This is a genomic window from Cupriavidus cauae (assembly GCF_026210475.1).
In the GTDB taxonomy this organism is placed as follows: domain Bacteria; phylum Pseudomonadota; class Gammaproteobacteria; order Burkholderiales; family Burkholderiaceae; genus Cupriavidus; species Cupriavidus cauae.
Genome location: NZ_CP080294.1, coordinates 1,429,323 through 1,450,011, shown reverse-complemented (window position 1 = coordinate 1,450,011; position 20,689 = coordinate 1,429,323). Strand labels below are relative to the sequence as shown.

Below are 20,689 nucleotides of genomic sequence, written 5' to 3'. Positions count from 1 at the left end.
CGGTGCGTATCTGCCGACCGGTGCCGTCTGAATCGGTGCCGTCTGTATCGGTACCGGCCGAGCGCTACAGCCGCGACGGGCTCGATTGTCCGTCCACGGCGCGCGTCGGCGCCAGGATGCCGGCCTTGACCAGCGTCTGCGCGTTCCAGGGCTTGAGCAGGAACGGCAGCCCCGACACCGATGCGAGCGCGATCATGTCGGCGTCGTCGGTCATCAGGATCACCGGCAGGAAGGGAAAGCTGCGGGTCAGCCGATCGCGCAGCGCCAGTCCGCCGAGCGCGGGACCGAGGCGCGCATCCGCGATCACCAGATCGAAGCCGTAGCGGTCGGTCGCCGCCATTGCCTCGGCCTCGTCGCGCACCAGCGTCACGCGATGGCCAGTTGCCTGCAGCGATTCGACCGCGCTCTGCACGCTGCGCGGCTGATCGGCGACGATCAGCACCGCGCTGGCGCCGCCCCCCCAGCGCGTGCGCGCATGGCTGTCGCCATGCTGCCAGGCCGGCAGATAGAGCCGCACCGTGGTGCCCTTGGCCACCTCGGATTCGATCACCGCCACGCCATCGACTTCGCGGCAGAAGTCGTGTACCTGCGCCAGTCCCAGGCCGCTGCCCAGGCCCGCGGTCTTGGTGGTGAACAGCGGCTCGAAGACGCGCTCCACCACCTCGGGCGGCATGCCCTTGCCGTTGTCGCGCGCCGACAGGCAGACATAGTTGCCGCGCATGCCGCCGGGACGGCTGCCATCGAGCGTCACGTTGGATGCCGTCACCACGAACTGCCCGCCGCTGGGCATCGCATCGCGCGCGTTCGACGCCAGGTTCATCATCGCCAGTTCGAGCTCGTTCTTGTCCGCGCAGACCGGCCAGCAGGCCGGATCGATCTCGTAGCGCAGCTGCACGCGCGGACCCAGGGTCGAGCGGATCAGCGGCGTCCAGCCCTCTGCTTCCTGCGGCAGGAGCAGGACTTCCTTGCGGTGCTGGCGCTTGCGGGCCATGCCGATCAGCTGGTTGCTCAGCGCGACGCCGCTCGCCACGCTGCGCTTGATGCCGGCCAGCGCCTTCTCGCGCGCGACATCGGGGCGCGTGATCATCAGGTCGGTATTGAACGAGATCACCGACAGCACATTGCGGAAGTCGTGCGCGACCGAGGTGATCAGATGCCCCACCGCCTCGAGCTTGCGCGACTGCCGATAGCGCTCCTCCACCTCCTGCCGGCGCGTGACCTCCTCCTGCCAGCGCAGATACGACTGCTCCTCGCGCTTGAGCCGGCGCAGGCTCATCCAGGCCAGCGCCCACAGCGCGAAGGCGGGAATCGCCGCGACGGTCGCGCCGATATACAGCCGGTGCCGCCACTGCGCGTGGATCACCCGCATCGGAATGTCGACCACCGCGTGCAGCAGCCCGCCGCCGATCGCCCAGTGCGCAACGATGCTGTCTTCGCCGCCCAGGCCCGGCATCCGCGCGACGCTGTCGCCGGACCCTTCCGATACGCGCTGCAGCCCCTCGCGCACCGCATCGGGCACCTGCTCGGGCACGCTGTCCGGATACGCGGCCAGCACCACGCCGTCGCTGCGCACCAGCGCGGCCTGGGCGCCGGTCTCCTGGCTCAGCACGTCGCGATAGAAGTCGGCGAAATACGAGGGGCGCAATGCCACCGACACCAGCCCGGCGACATTCGCGTCGGGACCGAGCCGCGGCATGCTGACGTTGATCACCCGCTCGGGTACCACCTTGTCGGTGACCACGCCGGTCACATCGAACGGACGCAGCCCGCCGACGATGGCGCGGAAGTCCTCGCGCTCGCTGATCGAGACGCGCGGCACCGGGTAGAAGCGGCTGCTGGCCAGCAGCACGCCCTGCTCGTCGTAGACCGCCAGCGACGACGCCTGCGGCAGGCCGCCGACGATATCGGCCAGGCGGGTATGGACGTCGTCCTCGTGCTGCCGCAGCTGCGCGTTGCTCCAGCCCGCGGTGGCATCGCGGATGCGGCTGTTGATCTGGTGATTGCCTTCGAAGACCTTGCTGGCGTGCTCCTGAATCACGCGGGCGAGCCGCGCGGAGCGCTGCTCGGCCTCGGCCACGTCCGCGCGCAGCGACAGCCACGCCCAGGTGGCCAGCACCGCCGCGGGGAACAGGATCGCGCCGAACAGCAGCGCGACCAGGGTACGGCGCTGCGTGGCGAAGTAGTGGCGCGTGCCGAGATAGCTGTGGGGCATGGTGGCAAGGGGCTGGACCGGGCAACCGCGATGGCGGCCACTGCACGAATGCGCAGCTTACCCCAGCAAGCATTCAGGTTAGACGCCGAGCCCCGAACGTCAAGCGCGAGCGCCCCCCGATGGGCCGGTGCCGGACGACCCATCGATCCCTTGCCACAACGAAACTTGCCTTTGCCTAGCCGTTGATCACCTCGCCGCCGTTGATATGCAGCACCTGCCCGGTGATATAGCTGGCCGCGCGCGAGGCCAGGAAGACGAAGCCGGCCGCCACCTCGAACGGCTGGCCGGGACGCCCCATCGGCGTCTCCTTGCCGAACTTCTCGACCTGCTCCGGCGGGAAGGTCGACGGGATCAACGGGGTCCAGATCGGGCCCGGCGCCACGCCGTTGACGCGGATGCCGCGCTTGACCACCTGCAGCGCCAGCGAGCGCGTGAACGAGACGATCGCGCCCTTGGTCGACGAATAGTCGAGCAGGTGCGCGCTGCCGCGATAGGCGGTGACCGAGGTGGTATTGACGATCGCCGAACCCGGCTGCAGATGCGGCAGCGCGGCGCGGGTCAGGTGGAACATCGCGAAGACGTTGGTGCGGAAGGTCGCCTCGACCTGGGCCTCGTCGATCTGCTCGGGCTGCTGCTTCGGATGCTGCTCGGCCGCGTTGTTGACGAGGATGTCCAGCTTGCCGAGTTCCTTGACGGTCCGCTCGACGACCTGCGCGGCATGGGCGCTGTCGCCGAGATCGCCGTCCATCAGCAGGCAGCGGCGGCCCGCTTCCTCGACCAGCCGCGCGGTTTCCTTGGCATCCTCATGCTCGTTCAGATAGGCCACCGCGACATCGGCGCCCTCGCGCGCGAAGGCCACCGCGACGGCGCGGCCGATGCCGCTGTCGCCCCCGCTGATCAGCGCGACCTTGCCGGTCAGCTGGCCGCTGCCGACATAGTCGTCGGCGCCGCTGTCGGGCTTCGGATGCATCTCGCTTTCCAGGCCGGGCTGCCGGTCCTGGTGCTGTGGCGGGAGTTGCTCGGGTGTGGCCATGGGCTTTCTCCTGTCTGGCAAACGTTGGCGAACGCCACGCCTGGCGCGTGGCACCTTGCCGTGGGGCCGCAACTTTCATGCCGCCGCCGGCATATGGCGTCCTTCCCCGCCCCAGCCGCTTCCACCCCGCTCATCGGTCCGGATGGCCCCGCCCCGGCGCTCTCCTCCTTACAACCGCGCTGGCAATCCTTACCGGCGACACCGGTCGTCCCGCGTCCTTGCGGGTAAACCATGACCGCGTCCGGCCTAAGGTCCGCCTCCGATCTGCCGATATCGTCGGTGCGGCGGCATGCCGTCGTGCGGCCGCGATAACAACATCACAACGAATGCGAAATTGCAACGACAGGGGGTCGAATGGGTAGCAGCACGCTCGCTTTGCGCGCGGAAGCGGGTCACACCGCCACGCGACCGGATGAACGCGTGCCGGAGGCGCAGGCCGCCGGCACGCTGCTGGAGGCCGTCCACCGGCGCGCCGACCGCCTGCTGGTCGGAACGATCTGGCTGCTGTGGGCGGCATCGCTGCTGGCGGGCTGGCGCTACGGCACGCTCGGCCCGAGCCTGGCGGTCGGCCTGCCGCTGTCGGCGGCGGCCAGCCTGTGGGCCGCGGCGCTACCGGGCCGGCTCGGCACGCGATTGGCGACCGCGGCGATCTCGATGACGATGGTCGGGCTGCTGATCCACCAGGCGCACGGGCAGGCCGAGTACCACTTCGCGGTGTTCGTGCTGCTGTCGGTGCTGCTGGCCTATCGCGACTTCCGGCCGATCCTGCTGGCCGCGGCGCTGATCGCCGTGCACCACCTGAGCTTCAACTATTTCCAGACCTGGGGCTGGGGCGTGATCTGCTTCACCGAGCCGGGCCTGGGCATCGTGCTGCTGCATGCGGCCTTCGTCGTGGTGCAGACCGCGGTGCTGGTGGTGCTGGCCCATCGGATGGAGGCCGACGCCCGCTCCGCCGGCGAACTGGCGGCGCTGGCCGCGCGCATCGGCAGCGATCCCGGCTACCTGACGCTGACGCCGGCGCGCGCCGGCGCGCCGCGGCCGGCCAGCGCGCTGGCGCGCTCGTTCCAGGCCACGCTGGACGCGGTGCGCGGCACGCTGCTGCAGGTGCGAGACAGCGCGGCGGAGGCCGCCGCTGCCTCCGGCGACATCCTGCAGCGCAATACGGTGCTGGCCGAACGCACGCACAGCCAGCAGCGCGCGCTGGAGGAAATCGTCACGGCGATGAGCGAGCTGCGCCGCAGCGCCCACGAGAACGCCGACCACGCGCAGGCGGCCCACACGCTGGCGGGCACGTCGCGCGCGGTGGCCGCGCAGGGCGGCGAGGTGATCGGCTCGGTCATCCGCACGATGGGCGAGATCCATGCGGCCAGCGAACGGATCGCCGACATCATCGGCGTGATCGACGGCATCGCATTCCAGACCAATATCCTGGCGCTGAACGCCTCGGTCGAGGCCGCCCGCGCGGGCGAGCAGGGCCGCGGCTTCGCGGTGGTGGCGGGCGAGGTGCGCACGCTGGCGCAGCGCAGCGCCGCGGCGGCCAAGGAGATCCGCGCGCTGATCGGCGAATCGGTCGACCGCGCGCGCGCCGGCTCGGAACTGGTCGGCACCGCCGGCAGCACGATGGGCGAACTCGAGGCCAGCGTCGCGCGGCTCGCCGCCATCGTCGACCAGATGGCGCTCGCCACCGGTGGACAGCGCGCTGGCATCGATCAGGTGGATGGGAATATCGCCGGCATCGACGCGGCCTCGCGCCAGAACGTCGACCATGTCGACCAGACCGCGCAAGAGGTCGCGCGCCAGCAGCAGCAACTGGCGCGGCTGACCGGCGCGGTGGGGCAGTTCAGGCTGGATTAGGTCGCGGGATGGCCGACCATCCGCACGCGCCGCCGGGCGGTGCGGCGGTGCGGCGGTACGGGGCTGCGGGGCTGCGGGCTGCGGGCTGCGGGGCTGCGGGGCTGCGGGGGTGCGGGGTGCGGGGTGCGGGGTGCGGGCAATGCCGGCGATCAGCCCAGGCCCGGCAGCGTCGTCAGGTATTCGCTGATGCCCGTCATCATGATCTGCACGCCGATGCACAGCAGCAGGAAGGCCGACAGCCGCGTGACGACGTTGGTGCCTTCCGGTCCCAGCACGCGGGCCAGCAGTTCTGCGCGGCTGTAGACCACATAGACGACGATCGCCACGGCGACACTGACCGTCACCGACACCACCGCCGATTCGATCGCATCGCGCCATTCGCGGCTGCGGCTGGCGTTCAGCGCGATCGCGGTGGCGATCGAGCCGGGGCCGGTGGTCAGCGGAATCGTCAGCGGGAAAAACGCCATCTGCGTGACATCGCCGGTCGAGACCGATTCGATGCGCTTCTCGGCGGGCTGCGTCGGCGCGTTCAGCATGGTCCAGCCGCTGAACGCCACCACGAAGCCGCCGGCCAGGCGCAGCGCCTGCAGCGAGATGCCGAAGAAGCCGAGGATGGCGGTGCCGAGGAAGAAGGTCACCAGCAGCACGATCAGCGAATTGATCGCGACCTGGCGGCTCAGCTTGCGACGCTCCTCGACGGTCAGGAAGCGGGTCCGGTCGAACAGCACGAATGCCATGCCGAACGGGTTGATGATACTGAGCAGCGCGGAGAACGCGAGCAGGAACTCCGCCACCAGATTGCTCAAGCTCAGGATGCCCATTGTGCGCGCCTATCCTCACCAAATCGCGCAAGCATAGCGCATGGGGCACTGCGGCGACTACTGCGATCAGCCGGGGGCATTGGGGCTCGCCGCGCCGTTGGTGGCCGGCGGTAGCGGTGCCGGCGTTGGGGTTGGGGCCGGTGGCGGGGCCGGTGCGGATGGCGGTGCCGACGGCACGGCGGGCGGTGCCGCCTGCGGCAGCGGCGCAGCAGACGGTGCAGGCGACGGCGCGGGCGCCGCCGGCGTCGGTGGTGTTGCCGATGGCCGTGCACCGGCCGATCCGTTCGCGGCCCCTTGCGCGGCCCCGCTGCCCTGCCCCGCCGGCGGCGAAACCGCGGGAGGCGGGGCGTTGCCAGTGCCGACGCCCGGTGCCGGATAGCTTCCCGGGTAGCCCCCCGGATTCGGCCCCGCATTCGTGCCGGCGGCGCCAGGCGTACCGGTTCCATTGATCGCCCCAGGCGCCGCCCCGGCCGATGCCGGCTGGCCGGCCCCGGCAACCGGCTCCCCGAACGGCGCCGATGCCTGCGGATCGGTCGGCAACGGCAGCGGCTCGGCCTCGTCCAGCACCTCAGGCTCGGAGGCCATGCCGCTGTCCACCGGCGTCTCCTGCCGCGCGGCCGGCGCCGGCGTGACGTGGACCTCGGCCGCCGCCTCCGGCTCCGACGCCGGACCGAAGGTGCGCGCCCACCAGCCTTCCACCGACTTCAGCCACGGATCGAGCATGCCCGGCTGCTGCTGGTTCTCGAAGCGCACGCGCTGATCGATGGCGCGCGTCTGCAAGGCGCGGCGGAACACGTCGCCGACGATCGGCAGCGCGCTGTGTGCGCCCTGGCCCCAGTAGTCGCTGCGCAGCGTCACGCGCGCGTCGTTGAAGCCGACCCAGGCGCCGGCCACGAGCTGTGGATGCATCAGGATGAACCAGCCGTCGGCGTTGTCCTGCGTGGTGCCGGTCTTGCCGGCGACGTCGGCATGGATGCCGTAGCGGGTGCGAATGCTGGCGCCCGTGCCGCGGGCGACCACATCGCGCATCACGTCGAGCAGCGTGTAGGCGACCGCGGGCGGCAACACGCGCTCCGGCGATGCCGGGCGGAAGGACTCGAGCACATGGCCGTCGCGGTCCTCGATGCGGGTCACCATGGTCGGTTCCTGATAGGCGCCGCCGTTGGCGATGGTGCCGTAGGCCGCGACCATTTCCTTCAGCGTCACGGGACTGGTGCCCAGCGCCAGCGACGGCACCGTGTCGAGCCGGCTCTGCCGCACGCCCATCGCCCGCGCCAGGTTGGCCACGCGCACCGGGCCGACCTGCTGCATCAGCTGCGCGGTGATGGTGTTCTTCGAATAGACGAGGCCGTCGCGCAGCGTCAGTTCGCGTCCGCTCGGCGGGCCGCCGTCGGTCGGGCGCCAGACCTCGCCCCCGGCCAGCCGGATCTCGACGGCCTCGTCGCGCAGCGTCGTGTCCGGGCCGATGCCCTGCGCAAAGGCCGCGCCGTAGACAAAGGGCTTGAACGTCGAGCCGGGCTGGCGGCGCGCCTGCTGCACGTGATCGAAGGCATCGTCGGCGAAGTCGCGGCTGCCGACCCACGCGCGGATCTCGCCGTTGCGCGGATCGATCGCCAGAAAGCCCGCCTGGATGCGCGTCTTCTGTTCGTGCAGTTTCTGCATCGCGTCGGCGTTCTTGCGCACTTGCGCCAGCGCGTCCGCATCGGCGAGGCCTGCCTCGCGCGCGGCACGGTATTGGGCGGTCTCGCGCATGAAGGCCTCGACCAGCGCGCGATTCGCGCTCCAGCCACCGCGCGGGGACCACGCCGCATTGGCGATTCCCTGCAGCCGCGCGCCCTGGCGCGCCACCGCCTGGTTGGCCATCGCCTGCAGGCGCGAGTCGATGGTGGTATGGACCACCAGGCCGTCGGTGTAGATGTTGTAGTCGTTGCGGTCGGCCCAGTCGATCAGCCACTTGCGCAACTGCTGCGCGAAATGCGGGGCCGGCCCCTCTTCCGGCGATTGCCGCTCGAAGTCGATCCGCAGCGGGCGCTTCTTCAACGCCTCGAATTGCGCGGGCTTGAGCTTGCCGCGCTTGACCATCTGCGCCAGCACCGTATTGCGGCGCTCGACCGCGCGCTCGGGATTGAGCACCGGGTTGTAGTAGCTGGTGCCCTTGAGCATGCCGACCAGCGTGGCGCTCTCGAGCACGTCGAGCCGGTCGGCCGGCTTGTCGAAATAGGTGCGCGCCGCCATCTCGATGCCGGTCGCGTTGTACAGGAACGGCACCGTGTTCAGATAGGTCTCGAGAATCTCGTCCTTCGAATACAGCGCCTCGATCTTCAGCGCGGTGATCGCTTCCTTGATCTTGCGCGTCACGCTGGCGGCGCGGCCGATCTCCTCCGGATACAGGTTGCGGGCCAGCTGCTGGGTCAGCGTCGAGCCGCCCTGCCGATCGCCGGACAGCGTGTACCAGGCTGCCGCCGCGGTGCGCCGCCAGTCCAGGCCGAAATGCTCGTAGAAGCGGTGGTCCTCGGTGGAGATCAAGGCCGCGACCACGTTGGGCGAAATCTTGTCCAGTGGCACCCAGTCGCGGTTGGCGCGCTTGAACTCGGCCAGCACCTTGCCGTCGGCCGACAGCACCTGCGCCGGCCGCTCGGACTTGGCCTTGCGGATATCGCTGATGCCGGGCGTGAACGGCACCAGCACCAGCGTATAGGCGAGAAAGAGGACGGGCACCGCGGCCACGCCCCAGGCGATCTGGCGGCCGGTCGGCCGGCGCAGCCGCGCCCGCCAGTCGGCAAAGGTGCTGCGCAGACGGTCGCGCATCATGGCGCGCGCTCGCCGGCGTGGCCGGCGCTGAGTAGGAAAAGACGCTTCACACGGAGTACTGCGAATTCGGGAAGCGTGCATCGTACCAAAACGGGCGGTGGCCGCCGCCGATGCCCGGCGCGGGACCGTCCCTACGCGTTGCCGGCAAAGGGCTTATGATCACCTCTGCCCGCCGCGGCGGTCGCGATGCACGGCGCCACCGTCGATGCCAACCTCGGCGCCATCGCCGGCGCCTCCCGGTGCCCTCCGGTGGCACCGCCCGGCGCCATCGCCATCCGCGGCGGCAACCGTCCCGTCAAGCCAGGACCAAGACCAAGGAACCATGCCCGATCTTTCCGCGTACCCGATCACCCGCAAATGGCCCGCCCAGCATCCCGACCGGCTGCAGCTGTATTCGCTGACGACGCCCAACGGCGTCAAGGCGTCGATCATGCTGGAGGAAATCGGGCTCCCCTATGAGCCGCACCTGGTGCGGTTCGACGCCGACGATCAGCTCTCGCCCGAATTCCTGTCGCTGAATCCGAACAACAAGATCCCCGCGATCCTCGATCCCAACGGCCCGGGCGGCAAGCCGCTGGCGCTGTTCGAGTCCGGCGCGATCCTGCTTTACCTGGCCGAGAAGACCGGCAAGCTGCTCCCCGCCGATCCGGCCGCGCGCTATCAGACCATCCAGTGGGTGATGTTCCAGATGGGCGGCGTCGGCCCGATGTTTGGACAGGTCGGCTTCTTCCACAAGTTCGCCGGCAGGGAGTACGAGGACAAGCGCCCACGGGACCGCTACGTCGCCGAATCGCGGCGCCTGCTCGGCGTACTCGAGAAACACCTGGCCGGGCGTGACTGGATCATGGGCGAGCAGTACACCATCGCCGATGTCGCCACCTTCCCGTGGATCCGCAACCTGATCGGCTTCTACGAGGCCAGGGAGCTGGTCGGCTTCGACGATTTCCCGCAGGTGCAACGCGTGCTCGATGCCTTTGTCGCGCGGCCGGCGGTGATCCGCGGGCTGGAAATTCCCAGGCGCGGCTGACCGGCGGCCACCACCGTCCTTGGAGCGGCCGCCCGCAGGAGCCGCCTGCAGCAGCCGCCCGGCATTTCGCCAGACGAAACGCTGGGCGGCTTTTCTTTTACTTTTCGTCTCCTCGTCTTTAGACTTCGTGCACGGTCGTTCGTTTTCGTGACGAAGCGATGTGGCAGTGCGGCATGAAGGCGAAGGCCTCCCCAGTGTCCAAAACGAGATAACGAGGAGACAACCATGCAGCTCACCAAGCGCGCCGCCCTGGCGCTGGCGCTGGCCGCCGCATTGCCGCTCGCTGCCTGCGGCGGCGACGACGACGATCCGCCGCGCCAGCCGGAAGAGACCCGCGCCCAGGACAGCCGCACCTTCACCGTCAACGAAGCCGCCCTCGCCTTCCCGGCGCTGGCCGACGCGCCGGAGACCGACCGCTGGACCGGCACGCTGAAGGGCTCCGGCTACCGCATCGAGGTTCCCAAGCAGTGGAACGGCAAGCTCGTGATGTACGCGCACGGCTATGCCGGCACCGGCGCGGTGCTGGGCGTCACCACGCCGAGCATCCGCCGCCATCTGATCGAGGCCGGCTACGCGTGGGCGGCGTCGAGCTACAGCAAGAACTACTACGACGTGCGCGCCGGTGTCGAGGACACCAATGCACTGGCGCTGGCCTTCGTGCAGATCGCCGCGCAGAATCGGCGGCCGCTCGCGCCGCCGAGCCGCATCTATATCATCGGCCATTCGATGGGCGGCCATATCGCCGCCGCGGCGGTCGACCAGGAGACGCTGGATACCGCCAACAACAAGGTCCGCTATCACGGCGCGGTGCCGATGTGCGGCGTGCTCGGCGATACCGAACTGTTCGACTACTTCGCGGCCTACCAGCTCGCCGCCCAGCAATACGCGGGCCGTCCGGCCACGGCGTGGCCGGTAAACAACTGGGCCGAGATCGCACCGGCGGTGCGCGACGCGCTGTTCACCACCTTCCCGAGCGCAACCACCGCGCAGGGCGACAAGGTCAAGGCGATCGTGCAGAACCTCACCGGCGGCGCCCGTCCCATGTTCGATCAGGGCTTCGCCGGCCCGGTGCAGAACACGGTGTGGGGCACCTTCGGCGGCGACGGCACCATCAACGGCATCCTGAACCGCAACGGCGTGTCGACCACCAGCATCGTCTACCAGCTCGACGGCGATCCGGCGCTGTCGGCGGAAGAAACCACGCTGAACGACACCATCCTGCGCGCCAGGGCCGATCCCGAGGCCAACCGCCTGCGGCGCGACGGCCTGCGCTGGATCCCGAAGACCAATGCGCGCATCAACGTGCCGGTGGTCACGCTGCATACGCTCGGCGACATGTACGTGCCGTTCAGCATGCAGCAGATCTACAAGCGGCGGGCCGATGCGCAGGGCACCGCGCAATGGCTGGTGCAGCGCGCGATCCGCGGCGTCAGCCATTGCGATTTCACGGTGGCCGAGCAGAAGGCGGCGTTCGAGGCGATGGTGCAGTGGGAACAGGGCGGGCCGAGGCCGGAGGGCGACAACGTGCTCGACGCCGCCACCGTGGCGCGGCCCGACTACGGCTGCAGGTTCACCGACAACACGGTGAGCGCGGACGATTCGCCGGCCATCGCGCAGGGCCGGCCGCAGATCGCGGCGGCCCTGCCGTGTCCGGCGTCGTAAGGCGAGCCGCGTAGTGGAACCGCGGCGGCGCGTCGATCAGGCGCGCCGCCGCACGGCCGGCAGCTCCAGCACAATGCGCTGGAAGTCCTCATGTCCGGCCAGCGTCTGCACCAGAAAATCCGCCAGCAGGCGATTGCGCCGCGGCACGTGCGCGCGTGCCGGCATGTACAGGAACACCCCGTAGCGCTCGGTCGTATGCTGGGGCAGCACCGGCACCAGCCGCCCGGCCCGCAGGTGCTGCGCCACCGCGTACTGGAAGAACTGCCCGATCGCCGCGCCGCTGGCCACCGTCTCGACCTCGGCATCGACATCGTTGGTCGCGACGAACGGCGCAAAGGTGCGCGTCTCGATCGCGCCGTCGACCAGGAATTCCCACGGAAACACCTTGCCCGTGCGCGGATGCAGGAAGCTCGTGCAACGGTGCCGCTCCAGCTCGGCGATGCTCCGCGGCACGCCGTGCCGCTCCAGATAGGCAGGCGCCGCGCAGACGATCAGCTGCAGCGGCGCGATGCGGCGCGCCACCAGCGAGCTGTCGGGCAGGCTGCCGGTACGCAGGCCGATATCGATGCCCTGCTCGATCACGTCGGTCAGCTGGTCGCCGACCAGCAACTCGACCGCGACGTCGGGATACGCCTGCACGAACGCGGCGATGGCCGGCGCGACATAGCGGTGCGCCAGCGAATACGGCGCCGCAACGCGTACCACGCCGGCCACGTGCTCGCGGTCGCCATCGATATGGCGCAGCGCCACCTCGAGCGATTCGACGGGACGCTGGCACTGCGCCAGCAGCTGCTCCCCCTCGCGGGTCAGGCCGACCTTCTGCGTGGTACGGTGCAGCAGCCGCACGCCGAGCATCCGTTCGAGCAGCATCACCTGCTTGCTGGCCGCCTGCGGCGACATGCCGAGCTCGCGCGCGCCCTGGCTGAAGCTGCGGGCCTGGGCCACACGTACGAATACCGTCAGCGCTCGCAAGCGGTCCATCGCGCCATCCTGTCCGTGCGGTTCGAAGGGGGGAATGTGGGGATGATCGGGGCCGTCGCGGCCCGCGTCGATCGCGCCCGGCGGCCCCTGGCTTGCAGTATCGCGGCAGCGCGCTGACAAGCCGCTGACCCGAAACTGTCACCACGCTGACAGCGTCGTGACGATGCGCTGACGGCGTCGCCGCCAAAGCCAATGCCCGCCTCGTTCCTAGCCATCCGGTTGAAGAGGTTTCAACCGCGCCGAGGCTACCACCCGATAAAGCGATTGCGCAAACTGCGCCCGATCGCGCTGCTGCCGGCTCGTTTCATCCACGGCAGCACCGCGCCCCGCCACCTCGACTCGGGAGCTCCCCATGGGCAATCGCCACGACGACACAGGCACGCCACGGCTCAGCCGGCGCGCGTTTCTCGGTACCACGGTGGCCGCCGGCGGCATCACGGTGCTGCCCGTCACGCCGGCCGTCGCGCAAACACCGGGCGCCGCAGGCGGCGCGCCGATGCCGGCCGCAGCCGGCGAACCCGGCAGGCCGGGCGCACCGAACGCACCGGTCACGCTGACCGTCAACGGCAAGCGCCATCAGCTCGCGCTCGATGTCCGCACCTCGCTGCTCGACGCGCTGCGCGAGACGCTGCATCTGACCGGCACCAAGAAGGGCTGCGACCACGGGCAATGCGGCGCATGCACGGTGCTGCTGAACGGCCGCCGCATCAACGCGTGCCTGACGCTGGCGGTGATGCACCAGCAGGACGAGATCGCCACGATCGAGGGACTGGAGCGCGGCGGACAGCTGCATCCGTTGCAGGCCGCCTTCATCGCGCACGACGGCTTCCAGTGCGGCTTCTGCACGCCCGGGCAAATCTGCTCCGCGGTCGGCATGCTGCGCGAGGTCGCCGACGGCGTGCCCAGCCATGCCAGTGCCGACCTGAGCGGCGCCCGCACGGTATCGCTGCAGGACCTGAGCGAGGCCGAGGTGCGCGAACGCATGAGCGGCAACCTGTGCCGCTGCAGCGCCTATCCGAATATCGTCGCCGCGATCCGCAGCGCGGCCGGGAGCCAGCGATGATCCCCTTTACCTACGAGCGCCCGACCGCGCTCAGGGACGCGGTCGCGTCCGCGGCGCAGCCCGACGCGCGCTTCATCGCCGGCGGCACCAATCTGCTCGACCTGATGAAGCTGCAGATCGAGCGGCCCACGCGGCTGGTCGACGTCAACGCGCTGCCGCTGCACGGCATCGAGGCCGGCGCCGACGGCACGCTGCGCATCGGCGCGACCGTGCGCAACAGCGACCTGGCGGCCCACCCGCTGGTGCGCGAACGCTATCCGCTGCTGACGCGCGCGCTGCTGGCCGGCGCCTCCGCGCAGATCCGCAACAAGGCCACCACCGCCGGCAATCTGCTGCAGCGCACGCGCTGCCCCTACTTCTACGACACCGCGATGCCGTGCAACAAGCGCTCGCCCGGATCGGGTTGCGCGGCGCTGCGCGGCGTCAACCGCATGCATGCGGTAGTCGGCCACAGCGAGGCCTGCATCGCGGTGCATCCGTCGGACATGGCGGTTGCGCTGAGCGCCCTCGACGCGCGCATCGAGACCGTGCAGCCCGATGGGCGCATGCGTGTGATCCCGCTCCAGCAGCTCTACCGCGCGCCGGGACAGACGCCGCATCTGGAGACCGATCTGGCGCCCGGCGAGCTGATCGGCGCGGTCGTGCTGCCGCCGCCCCCGCCCGGCGTCCAGTCGTACCGCAAGGTGCGCGACCGGGCCTCGTTCGCTTTCGCGCTGGTGTCGGTGGCGCTGATCGCGCAGGTCGAAGGCGGCCGCCTGCAGAACGTGCGCGCGGCGTTCGGCGGCATCGCGCATCGTCCCTGGCGCGTGCCGGAGGCCGAGGCCATGCTGACCGGCAAGGCGCCGTCCGCGCAGCTGTTCGCCCGTGCCGCCGATACGGCGCTGGCCGGCGCGCGCGGCTTCGGCGGCAACGACTTCAAGATTCCGCTGGCAAGGCGGGTATTGCAGGCCAGCCTGATGCAGGCATCGCAACGCGACGGAGCCCACCATGGATGAACTTCAGCAGCGCCAGCGGAGAGATCAAAACGCCGGCCAGCAATGGATCGGCACGCCGGTCGACCGGGTCGAGGGACGGCTCAAGGTCACGGGCCGCGCCGTCTACGCCTGCGATCACGTGCCCAACGGCCCGCTCGCCTACGGCTACCTCGTCGAAAGCGCGATCGCGCGCGGCCGCATCGCCGCCATCGATACCGAGGCCGCCGCGCAGATGCCCGGCGTGATCCTGATCGCCACCCATCGCAACGCGCCGGCGCAATCGCCCTACGGCCCGCCCAAGGTGGCGCGGCGCTTCGAACGGCCCAAGCCCATGCTCGACAGCGACCGCGTGCGCCACTACGGCCAGCCGGTCGCGCTGGTGATCGCCGAATCGTTCGAGGCCGCGCGCGACGCCGCGGCGCGCGTGCGGGTGCGGTACACGCCCGAATGGGGCGCGAAATTCGACATGACCGCCGAGCTTCGCAACGCCTACGTGCCGGACGGCATCAATGCCGGCATGCCGCACGACACCGCGGTCGGCGACTTCGATGCTGCGTTCGCCGCCGGGCCGGTGCGAATCGACGCCACCTATACGACCCCGTACGAACACGTGAACCCGATGGAGCCGCACGGCACTGTCGCGCAGTGGTCGGGAGACCGGCTGCTGATCCATACCTCGACCCAGATGGTCGACACCTGCCAGATCGCGGTGTCGCGCACGCTGAATCTGCCGGCCGAGAATGTGCGCGTGGTCTGCAAGCATGTCGGCGGTGGCTTCGGCTCCAAGGTGCCGACCCATGCCGACGCGATCCTGGCTGCGATCGGCGCGCGCATGACAGGGCGGCCGGTCAAGGTCACGCTGACGCGGCAGCAGATGTTCGCCAACACCAACCATCGCACCGAAACACGCCAGCGCATCCGCCTGGCCGCCGGCCGCGATGGCCGCATGACCGCGCTGGCGCACGACGTGATCGAGCAGACCGCGATGTACGACGAATTCGCCGAGCAGACCGCAGCCTTCACGCGCTCGCTGTATGCCGCGCCGAACCGGCGCACCAGCCATCGGCTGGTCCGGCTCGACCTGCCGCCCTCGGACATCATGCGCGCGCCGGGCGAGGCGCCGGGCGCGCTGGCGCTGGAGTGCGCGGTCGACGAGCTGGCGCATGCGCTGCGGATGGACCCGATCGAACTGCGCATCCGCAACGAGCCGCGCGTCGATCCCGAGCGCAACGTCCCCTTCTCCACGCGCGGCCTGGTCGCCTGCATGCGCGAGGGCGCCGAGCGCTTCGGCTGGTCGCGCCGGCCCTCGACACCGGGCAATATGCGCGAGGGCCGCTGGCTGATCGGCTATGGCATGTCGGCGGCGATCCGGCCGAACTACCTGCAGGCGTCCAAGGCGGAGGTCACGCTGTATCGCGATGCCACCGCGCGGGTGCGGCTGTCGATGACCGATATCGGCACCGGCACCTATACGATCCTGACGCAGATCGCGGCGCAATCGCTTGGCCTGCCGTTGCAGGCGGTGCAGGTCGAGATGGGCGACAGCGACTTCCCGCCGACGCCGGGCTCGGGCGGCTCCTGGGGCGCGGCCAGCACCGGCTCGGCGGTGTTCAATACCTGCGCGGCGCTGTGCCGCAAGCTGGCGGAAGTTGCCGCGGCCGACCGCGCCTCGCCCCTGTTCGGCAGCGACCCGGCGCAGGCCAGGCTCGCGGACGGCCGTCTGCACGCCGGCGGCAAATCCGAACCATTGGGCGCCCTGCTGGCGCGCACGATGCCCGACGGGCTCAGCGTAACCGGCGAGGTGCAGCGCGGCCCGGAATATCAGGCGTACTCGCAGCACGCCTACGGCGCGCATTTCGCCGAGGTCGGCGTCGACATGGACACCGGCGAAATCCGGCTGCGGCGCATGCTGGGCGTATTCGCCGCGGGCCGCATCCTGAACCCAAAGACGGCGCGCTCGCAGATGATCGGCGGCATGATCTGGGGCGTGGGGGCGGCGCTGATGGAAGAGACCATGGTCGACCCGCGCTACGGCGCCTTCGTCAATCGCGACCTGGCCGGCTACCACGTGCCCGCGCATGCGGACATCCCGGCGATCGAGGCGGTCTTCCTCGACGAATACGACGACAAGGCCAATCCGCTCGGCGCCAAGGGCGTCGGCGAGCTGGGCATCTGCGGCGCAGGGGCGTCGCTGGCCAATGCCGTGTTCAATGCGACCGGCATCCGGCTGCGCAGCTATCCGCTGACGCTGGACAAGGTGCTGGACGGCATGCGGGCTTGATCGGGCGAAGGACAGGCATGGCACGCGCTTCGCATCGGCGACGTTAGAATGCATCGGCTACTGCGGCGGCAAGCCGCACCGCAAGTCGACCTGCGAGCCCAACCGCAAGCCCAACGCAAGCCCAACGCAAGTCGAACCGCAAGCCGACCTGCAAGCCGCACCGCAAGCCAATCGCCAAGCGACCGTCATGCCCGTCCATGCCACCGATACCGGGGATTCATGGGTACCGCCCCCGGATTCTCCCCAGGCCCGTGCCCTGGCCCATGTCGCCGCACGCAGCCTCGGCGAGCCGATCGACCCGACGCTGCGCGTCACGCTCAATTTCCATCCCGACCGCCTGCACCGCGGCGTGCCGTTCCTGCAGGCGCTTGCCAACGACGGGGTCTATCGCTCGCAGTTCGAGACCGGCACCAGCAATGGCGGCCTGACCGCGCATCCCGGCGGCGACCGCTGGCAGTGGGAGAGCCGGCTGTTCGGCGGCGCCTACGATGACGCCTCGCCGGCCGAGCGCCCGAAGTATGGCGCGCTGAATTTCCGCGGCCGTGCCGCGGGCGGTTCGCCGCGCTTCGGCTCGGCGCATCTGCGGCTGACCGGCGCGGTGCTGGCGCGCACGACCTTCTGCTATCCCGACAGCGTCTACGAGCCGGCCGCATTCGGCGTGGCCGAGCGCATGGGGCTGATCGCGCTGGCCGCCACGCCGCAGCCCGACCCGCTCGACGACTATATCGAGGCGCAGGTGCACGGACCGGTCGATCTGGCGCGCGATGTCGAGGCGCTTGTGCTCGATCCCTGCTATCGCGGTACCGAGATCGAGGCGATGGCCCGCGCGCTGCCTTGCGCGCTGGAATGGCATGCGGGCTTCCGGCTGTCGGTCGACGAACTGCGCCGCCACCCCGGCTATCGCGGCCCGCGCTACGTCGAACTGGGCTGCGCGCTGGCACGCGGCGGCTGGCTGACGCCCGCACTGATCGGCGAGGCGGCCCGCGGCGGACAGCATGACTCGCAGGAGTTGAAGAAGGTATGGCACTACCTCGCCCGCTTCGGCGAGCGGCGCCGCGAGCCGGCGGCGGACTAGCGGCGCGACGCGAGCCGGCGCAGATCATCCCAGACCGGTACGGCCGCCAGCGCGCCAAGCAGCGCCGCGAACAGCACCGTCATGCCAAAACCGACCTGCTTGAAACCCAACGCACCGGCGGCGCCGCCGACGAAGAACAGGCCAACCAGCGTGGCCAGCATGACGAGCTTGCGCCGATCGGCGACGACGCGCGCCGCGCCCTCGCCTTCGGTCAGGTTCCAGTAGAACAGCTTGCCGAGTTCGATTCCGATATCGGTGACCATGCCGGTCACGTGCGTGGTACGGATCTCGGCGCGCGACAGCTTGGTGATCAACGCGTTCTGCAGACCCATGATGAAACACAACACCGCGACGGTGGCGGGCACGAACAGCCATTCGCGACGTTCGAGATTGCCGCCCAGCAGACCGAAGCACAGCAGCAGGGCGGCTTCGACCATCAGCGGCAGCGCGTACTGGCTGTGCAGCCGCACCCGCCGCGCCCAATTGACCAGCATCGCCGACAGTGCGGCGCCCGCCACGAAGCAGATCAACGCGCCCAATCCGGCCAGCATCAGCGCGGCATGGCCGACGGCGAGGTCGTCGGCCATCGCGGACACGATGCCGGTCATGTGCGAGGTGTACTGGTGTACCGCGAGAAAGCCGCCGGCATTGATGGCCCCGGCGACGAAGGCCAGGTAGCGGGCCAGTTGCCAGTTGGCCAGGGTACTCCTGTCCTTTCCGGTCAGATTGCGCAGGTACGTGATCGGCATGGTGCGGGCGCTCGGCGGAGGGGCACCGCCGCACAGGGCAGCGGCCGCAGGTACTCTACCATGGCGTCCCGCCGCGGCGGCGGCCGGATCCGCGCCTAGGACTGGCCCGAGCGCTCGCCGGGATGCTCGGCCGGCTGCCGTTCGACAAAGCGCCCGGTCTTGACCTGCACCGTCCGTTCGGCCGGCTGCTGCCCGCGCAGCGAGCCGTAGCGATGCGCGTACAGCCAGGTGAATTCCGCACCGAGCAGGAAGATCTGCGCGGAGTAGTAGACCCACACCAGCAGCACCACCAGCGAACCCGCGGCGCCGTAGCCCGAGGCCACGCCGGTCTTGCCGATATACAGGCCGATCAGGAACTTGCCGAACGTAAACAGCAGCGCGGTCACCAGCGCGCCCAGCCAGACGTCGGGCCAGCGCACGCGGGCGCGCGGCATGATCTTGTAGATCATCGCGAATCCCGTGGTGATCACCGCCAGACTGAAGACGAAGTCGACGGCATGGGCCACCGCCTCCTCTTCCCCGAACAGCGGCGCCCATCCGCGCGACAGCGCGGCCAGCGCGGCGCTGGCCAGCAGCGACACGATCAGCAGGAAGCCGATGCCGAGGATCATGCCGAACGACAGCACGCGCGCGCGCAGCAGTCCCCACAGCCCCGAGGTCTTCTGCCGTTCCGGCACGCGCCAGATGCGGTCCAGCGCGCTCTGCAGTTCCGCGAACACGGTGGTCGCGCCGATCAGCAGCGTGACCAGCCCGGCCAGCGCCGTCAGCGTGCTGGTGGCCGGTTCGCTGACCGCCGCCAGCATGTCCTCGATGGCCTTCGCGCCCTCGGTGCCGAAAAAGCCCTGCAGTTCGGCAACGATGGCCCCGCGTGCGGCGTCGGCGCCGAACACCACGCCCGCCACCGAAATGACGATCAGCAGCAGCGGCGCCACCGAGAACACCGTGTAGTAGGCGATCGCGGCGCCCATGCTGGGCGCGTAATCGTCGATCCAGGCGCTGACCGTGTCCTTCAGCAGTCCGTAGAGATTACGGACCGCGCCCACCACGCGGCGCGGCATGACGGCCTCGCGCTCAGCTGGCGGACTTGCCGCCGGCCCGATCGCCGGCGAACTTCGCGGCGAACAGCCGTTCGGTCAGTTCGCGCTCGGGCAGATGCACCAGGTCCTTGTCGACTTCCTCGGTCACCACGTTGGCGACCTGCGCGGGCAGATGCTTGCGCAGCAGCCCCAGGAAGCGCGGCGCGGCGGCGATGCGCAGTTCGTCGTAGCGCTGCTTCTGCAGCGCCTCGGCCAGATGCTCGGCCACGCGCCGGGCAAAGCCCTCGGCTTCCAGATGGAGTTCGTCCTCGCCGGCCGACGACGTGACGCTCGACGGCGCACGCTGGCGGCCCGTGCCGCCGCCCACGGCCGGCCCCGCGCCGGGACCCGCTCCGGCGCCTGCGCGGCGTCCATAGGCGTCGCGGCGCAGATCGGCGGCATCGGCATGCGCGCCGGCGTCGGTCAGTTCATCGATGCAGGCCAGTTCCTGGCCGGGCTTGTGCCCTTCGAGAATACGGGCGATGGCCTCGTCGGCCACCAGGACCCAGGTGGTTTTCATCGGGTGCTCCTCTGCTTGCTCAGCGGTTGACGCCTGACGCATCGGCGCCGAAAGGGCCCATGGCGCCCATCGCGCCGTGGACCTGCATCGGTGCGCCGCGGCAATCCATTGCTACTGGCTGGTCGCGTCCTCGTCCCCGTGTTCGTCGCCGGCGACGGCGATCTTCACGGGGCCCTGCTGGCCCTTGTCTCCCTTGTTGTCGTTCTGGCCGTCCTGGCCGTCCTCCCCTTGCTGGAGGACCTTGCGCTCCTCGACGTTCTCCGCGCCGCCGGCCGTCATGCCATCGCCCAGCGTGTTGCCGCTGCCGGACACGCCGCCCGCGGCGCCGCCCGACCCGCCGCCCGCAGCGCGCTCCTCGGCCTGCACGGTCTCATCGGTATTGGCGGCCTCGGGATCGGGACGCTGCGCCGGATCGGTGGCGGGATTCTGCCCGGGGTTCTGCTGGCCCCCGCCGCTGCCGCCCTTTCCGCCTTGCGGTTGCTGTGCCATGGTGTCCTCCATTCATCACGATGCCTGCAGCCGAAGCTGCAAGAAGCCTGCCATTGGCGGC

General features: G+C 70.1%; 15 protein-coding genes and 1 pseudogene. 7 read left to right on the top strand and 9 right to left on the bottom strand.

Annotation, left to right across the window (positions count from 1 at the left end; translation table 11 throughout):
* Positions 1-64: 64 nt before the first annotated feature.
* Both KZ686_RS21800 and KZ686_RS21795 read right to left on the bottom strand, forming a co-directional pair.
* Positions 65-2,212: an ATP-binding protein gene (locus KZ686_RS21800; protein ID WP_226106182.1), complete on the bottom strand. Its 2,148-nt coding sequence runs from the start codon at positions 2,210-2,212 to the stop codon at positions 65-67.
* Positions 2,213-2,387: 175 nt separating this feature from the next.
* Positions 2,388-3,245 carry an SDR family oxidoreductase gene (locus KZ686_RS21795; RefSeq protein ID WP_265633644.1) on the bottom strand — a complete coding sequence of 286 codons (858 nt, stop codon included), beginning with the start codon at positions 3,243-3,245 and terminating at the stop codon, positions 2,388-2,390.
* Positions 3,246-3,599: 354 nt separating this feature from the next.
* Here KZ686_RS21795 and KZ686_RS21790 point away from each other — a divergent pair, with 354 nt between their 5' ends.
* Positions 3,600-5,099 (top strand): methyl-accepting chemotaxis protein, encoded by a 1,500-nt coding sequence (locus KZ686_RS21790; protein ID WP_265633643.1) that lies wholly within the window; start codon positions 3,600-3,602, stop codon positions 5,097-5,099.
* 149 nt (positions 5,100-5,248) lie between these two features.
* Here the strand turns inward: KZ686_RS21790 and KZ686_RS21785 are convergent, their stop codons facing one another.
* Both KZ686_RS21785 and KZ686_RS21780 read right to left on the bottom strand, forming a co-directional pair.
* Complete coding sequence (locus KZ686_RS21785; RefSeq protein WP_149316305.1) at positions 5,249-5,920, bottom strand: MarC family protein; 672 nt, start codon at positions 5,918-5,920, stop codon at positions 5,249-5,251.
* A 66-nt stretch (positions 5,921-5,986) separates the two neighbouring features.
* Positions 5,987-8,731, bottom strand: coding sequence for a penicillin-binding protein 1A (locus KZ686_RS21780; RefSeq protein ID WP_265633642.1), 2,745 nt, complete (start codon positions 8,729-8,731; stop codon positions 5,987-5,989).
* Positions 8,732-9,053: 322 nt separating this feature from the next.
* Here KZ686_RS21780 and KZ686_RS21775 point away from each other — a divergent pair, with 322 nt between their 5' ends.
* Positions 9,054-9,758: a glutathione binding-like protein gene (locus KZ686_RS21775; RefSeq protein ID WP_150082815.1), complete on the top strand. Its 705-nt coding sequence runs from the start codon at positions 9,054-9,056 to the stop codon at positions 9,756-9,758.
* Between the two features lie 225 nt (positions 9,759-9,983).
* A complete protein-coding gene (locus KZ686_RS21770; protein ID WP_226106192.1) occupies positions 9,984-11,420 on the top strand; it encodes an alpha/beta hydrolase family protein in 1,437 nt (478 codons plus the stop codon).
* Positions 11,421-11,456: 36 nt separating this feature from the next.
* Here KZ686_RS21770 and KZ686_RS21765 read toward each other — a convergent pair whose 3' ends face one another.
* Positions 11,457-12,401, bottom strand: a complete 945-nt coding sequence (locus KZ686_RS21765; RefSeq protein WP_226106194.1) for a LysR family transcriptional regulator — start codon at positions 12,399-12,401, stop codon at positions 11,457-11,459.
* Between the two features lie 352 nt (positions 12,402-12,753).
* On the opposite strand from KZ686_RS21765, the gene KZ686_RS21760 reads away from it, so the two are divergent.
* The 4 genes from KZ686_RS21760 (at position 12,754) to KZ686_RS21745 (ending at position 17,794) form a co-directional block, all read left to right on the top strand.
* Positions 12,754-13,464: a 2Fe-2S iron-sulfur cluster-binding protein gene (locus KZ686_RS21760; RefSeq protein ID WP_226106196.1), complete on the top strand. Its 711-nt coding sequence runs from the start codon at positions 12,754-12,756 to the stop codon at positions 13,462-13,464.
* Positions 13,461-14,459: an FAD binding domain-containing protein gene (locus tag KZ686_RS21755; protein WP_265633641.1), complete on the top strand. Its 999-nt coding sequence runs from the start codon at positions 13,461-13,463 to the stop codon at positions 14,457-14,459. Before KZ686_RS21760 ends, KZ686_RS21755 begins: the two co-directional genes overlap by 4 nt.
* Positions 14,452-16,719 carry a xanthine dehydrogenase family protein molybdopterin-binding subunit gene (locus KZ686_RS21750; protein WP_265633640.1) on the top strand — a complete coding sequence of 756 codons (2,268 nt, stop codon included), beginning with the start codon at positions 14,452-14,454 and terminating at the stop codon, positions 16,717-16,719. The genes KZ686_RS21755 and KZ686_RS21750 overlap by 8 nt, the downstream gene beginning before the upstream one ends.
* Before the next feature lie 187 nt (positions 16,720-16,906).
* On the top strand, positions 16,907-17,794 hold the full coding sequence (locus KZ686_RS21745; RefSeq protein ID WP_265633639.1) for a DUF3626 domain-containing protein: 888 nt from the start codon (positions 16,907-16,909) through the stop codon (positions 17,792-17,794).
* A gap of 17 nt (positions 17,795-17,811) precedes the next feature.
* Here KZ686_RS21745 and KZ686_RS21740 read toward each other — a convergent pair.
* The 4 genes and pseudogenes from KZ686_RS21740 to KZ686_RS21725 all read right to left on the bottom strand — a co-directional run.
* Positions 17,812-18,543 (bottom strand): annotated as a pseudogene (locus KZ686_RS21740) (YoaK family protein); the annotation flags it as partial.
* Positions 18,544-18,638: 95 nt separating this feature from the next.
* Positions 18,639-19,601, bottom strand: a complete 963-nt coding sequence (locus KZ686_RS21735) for a YihY/virulence factor BrkB family protein (protein ID WP_265633638.1) — start codon at positions 19,599-19,601, stop codon at positions 18,639-18,641.
* A 13-nt stretch (positions 19,602-19,614) separates the two neighbouring features.
* Positions 19,615-20,139, bottom strand: a complete 525-nt coding sequence (locus KZ686_RS21730; protein ID WP_265633637.1) for a host attachment protein — start codon at positions 20,137-20,139, stop codon at positions 19,615-19,617.
* Between the two features lie 111 nt (positions 20,140-20,250).
* Complete coding sequence (locus KZ686_RS21725) at positions 20,251-20,628, bottom strand: hypothetical protein (protein WP_265633636.1); 378 nt, start codon at positions 20,626-20,628, stop codon at positions 20,251-20,253.
* Between the last annotated feature and the right edge of the window lie 61 nt (positions 20,629-20,689).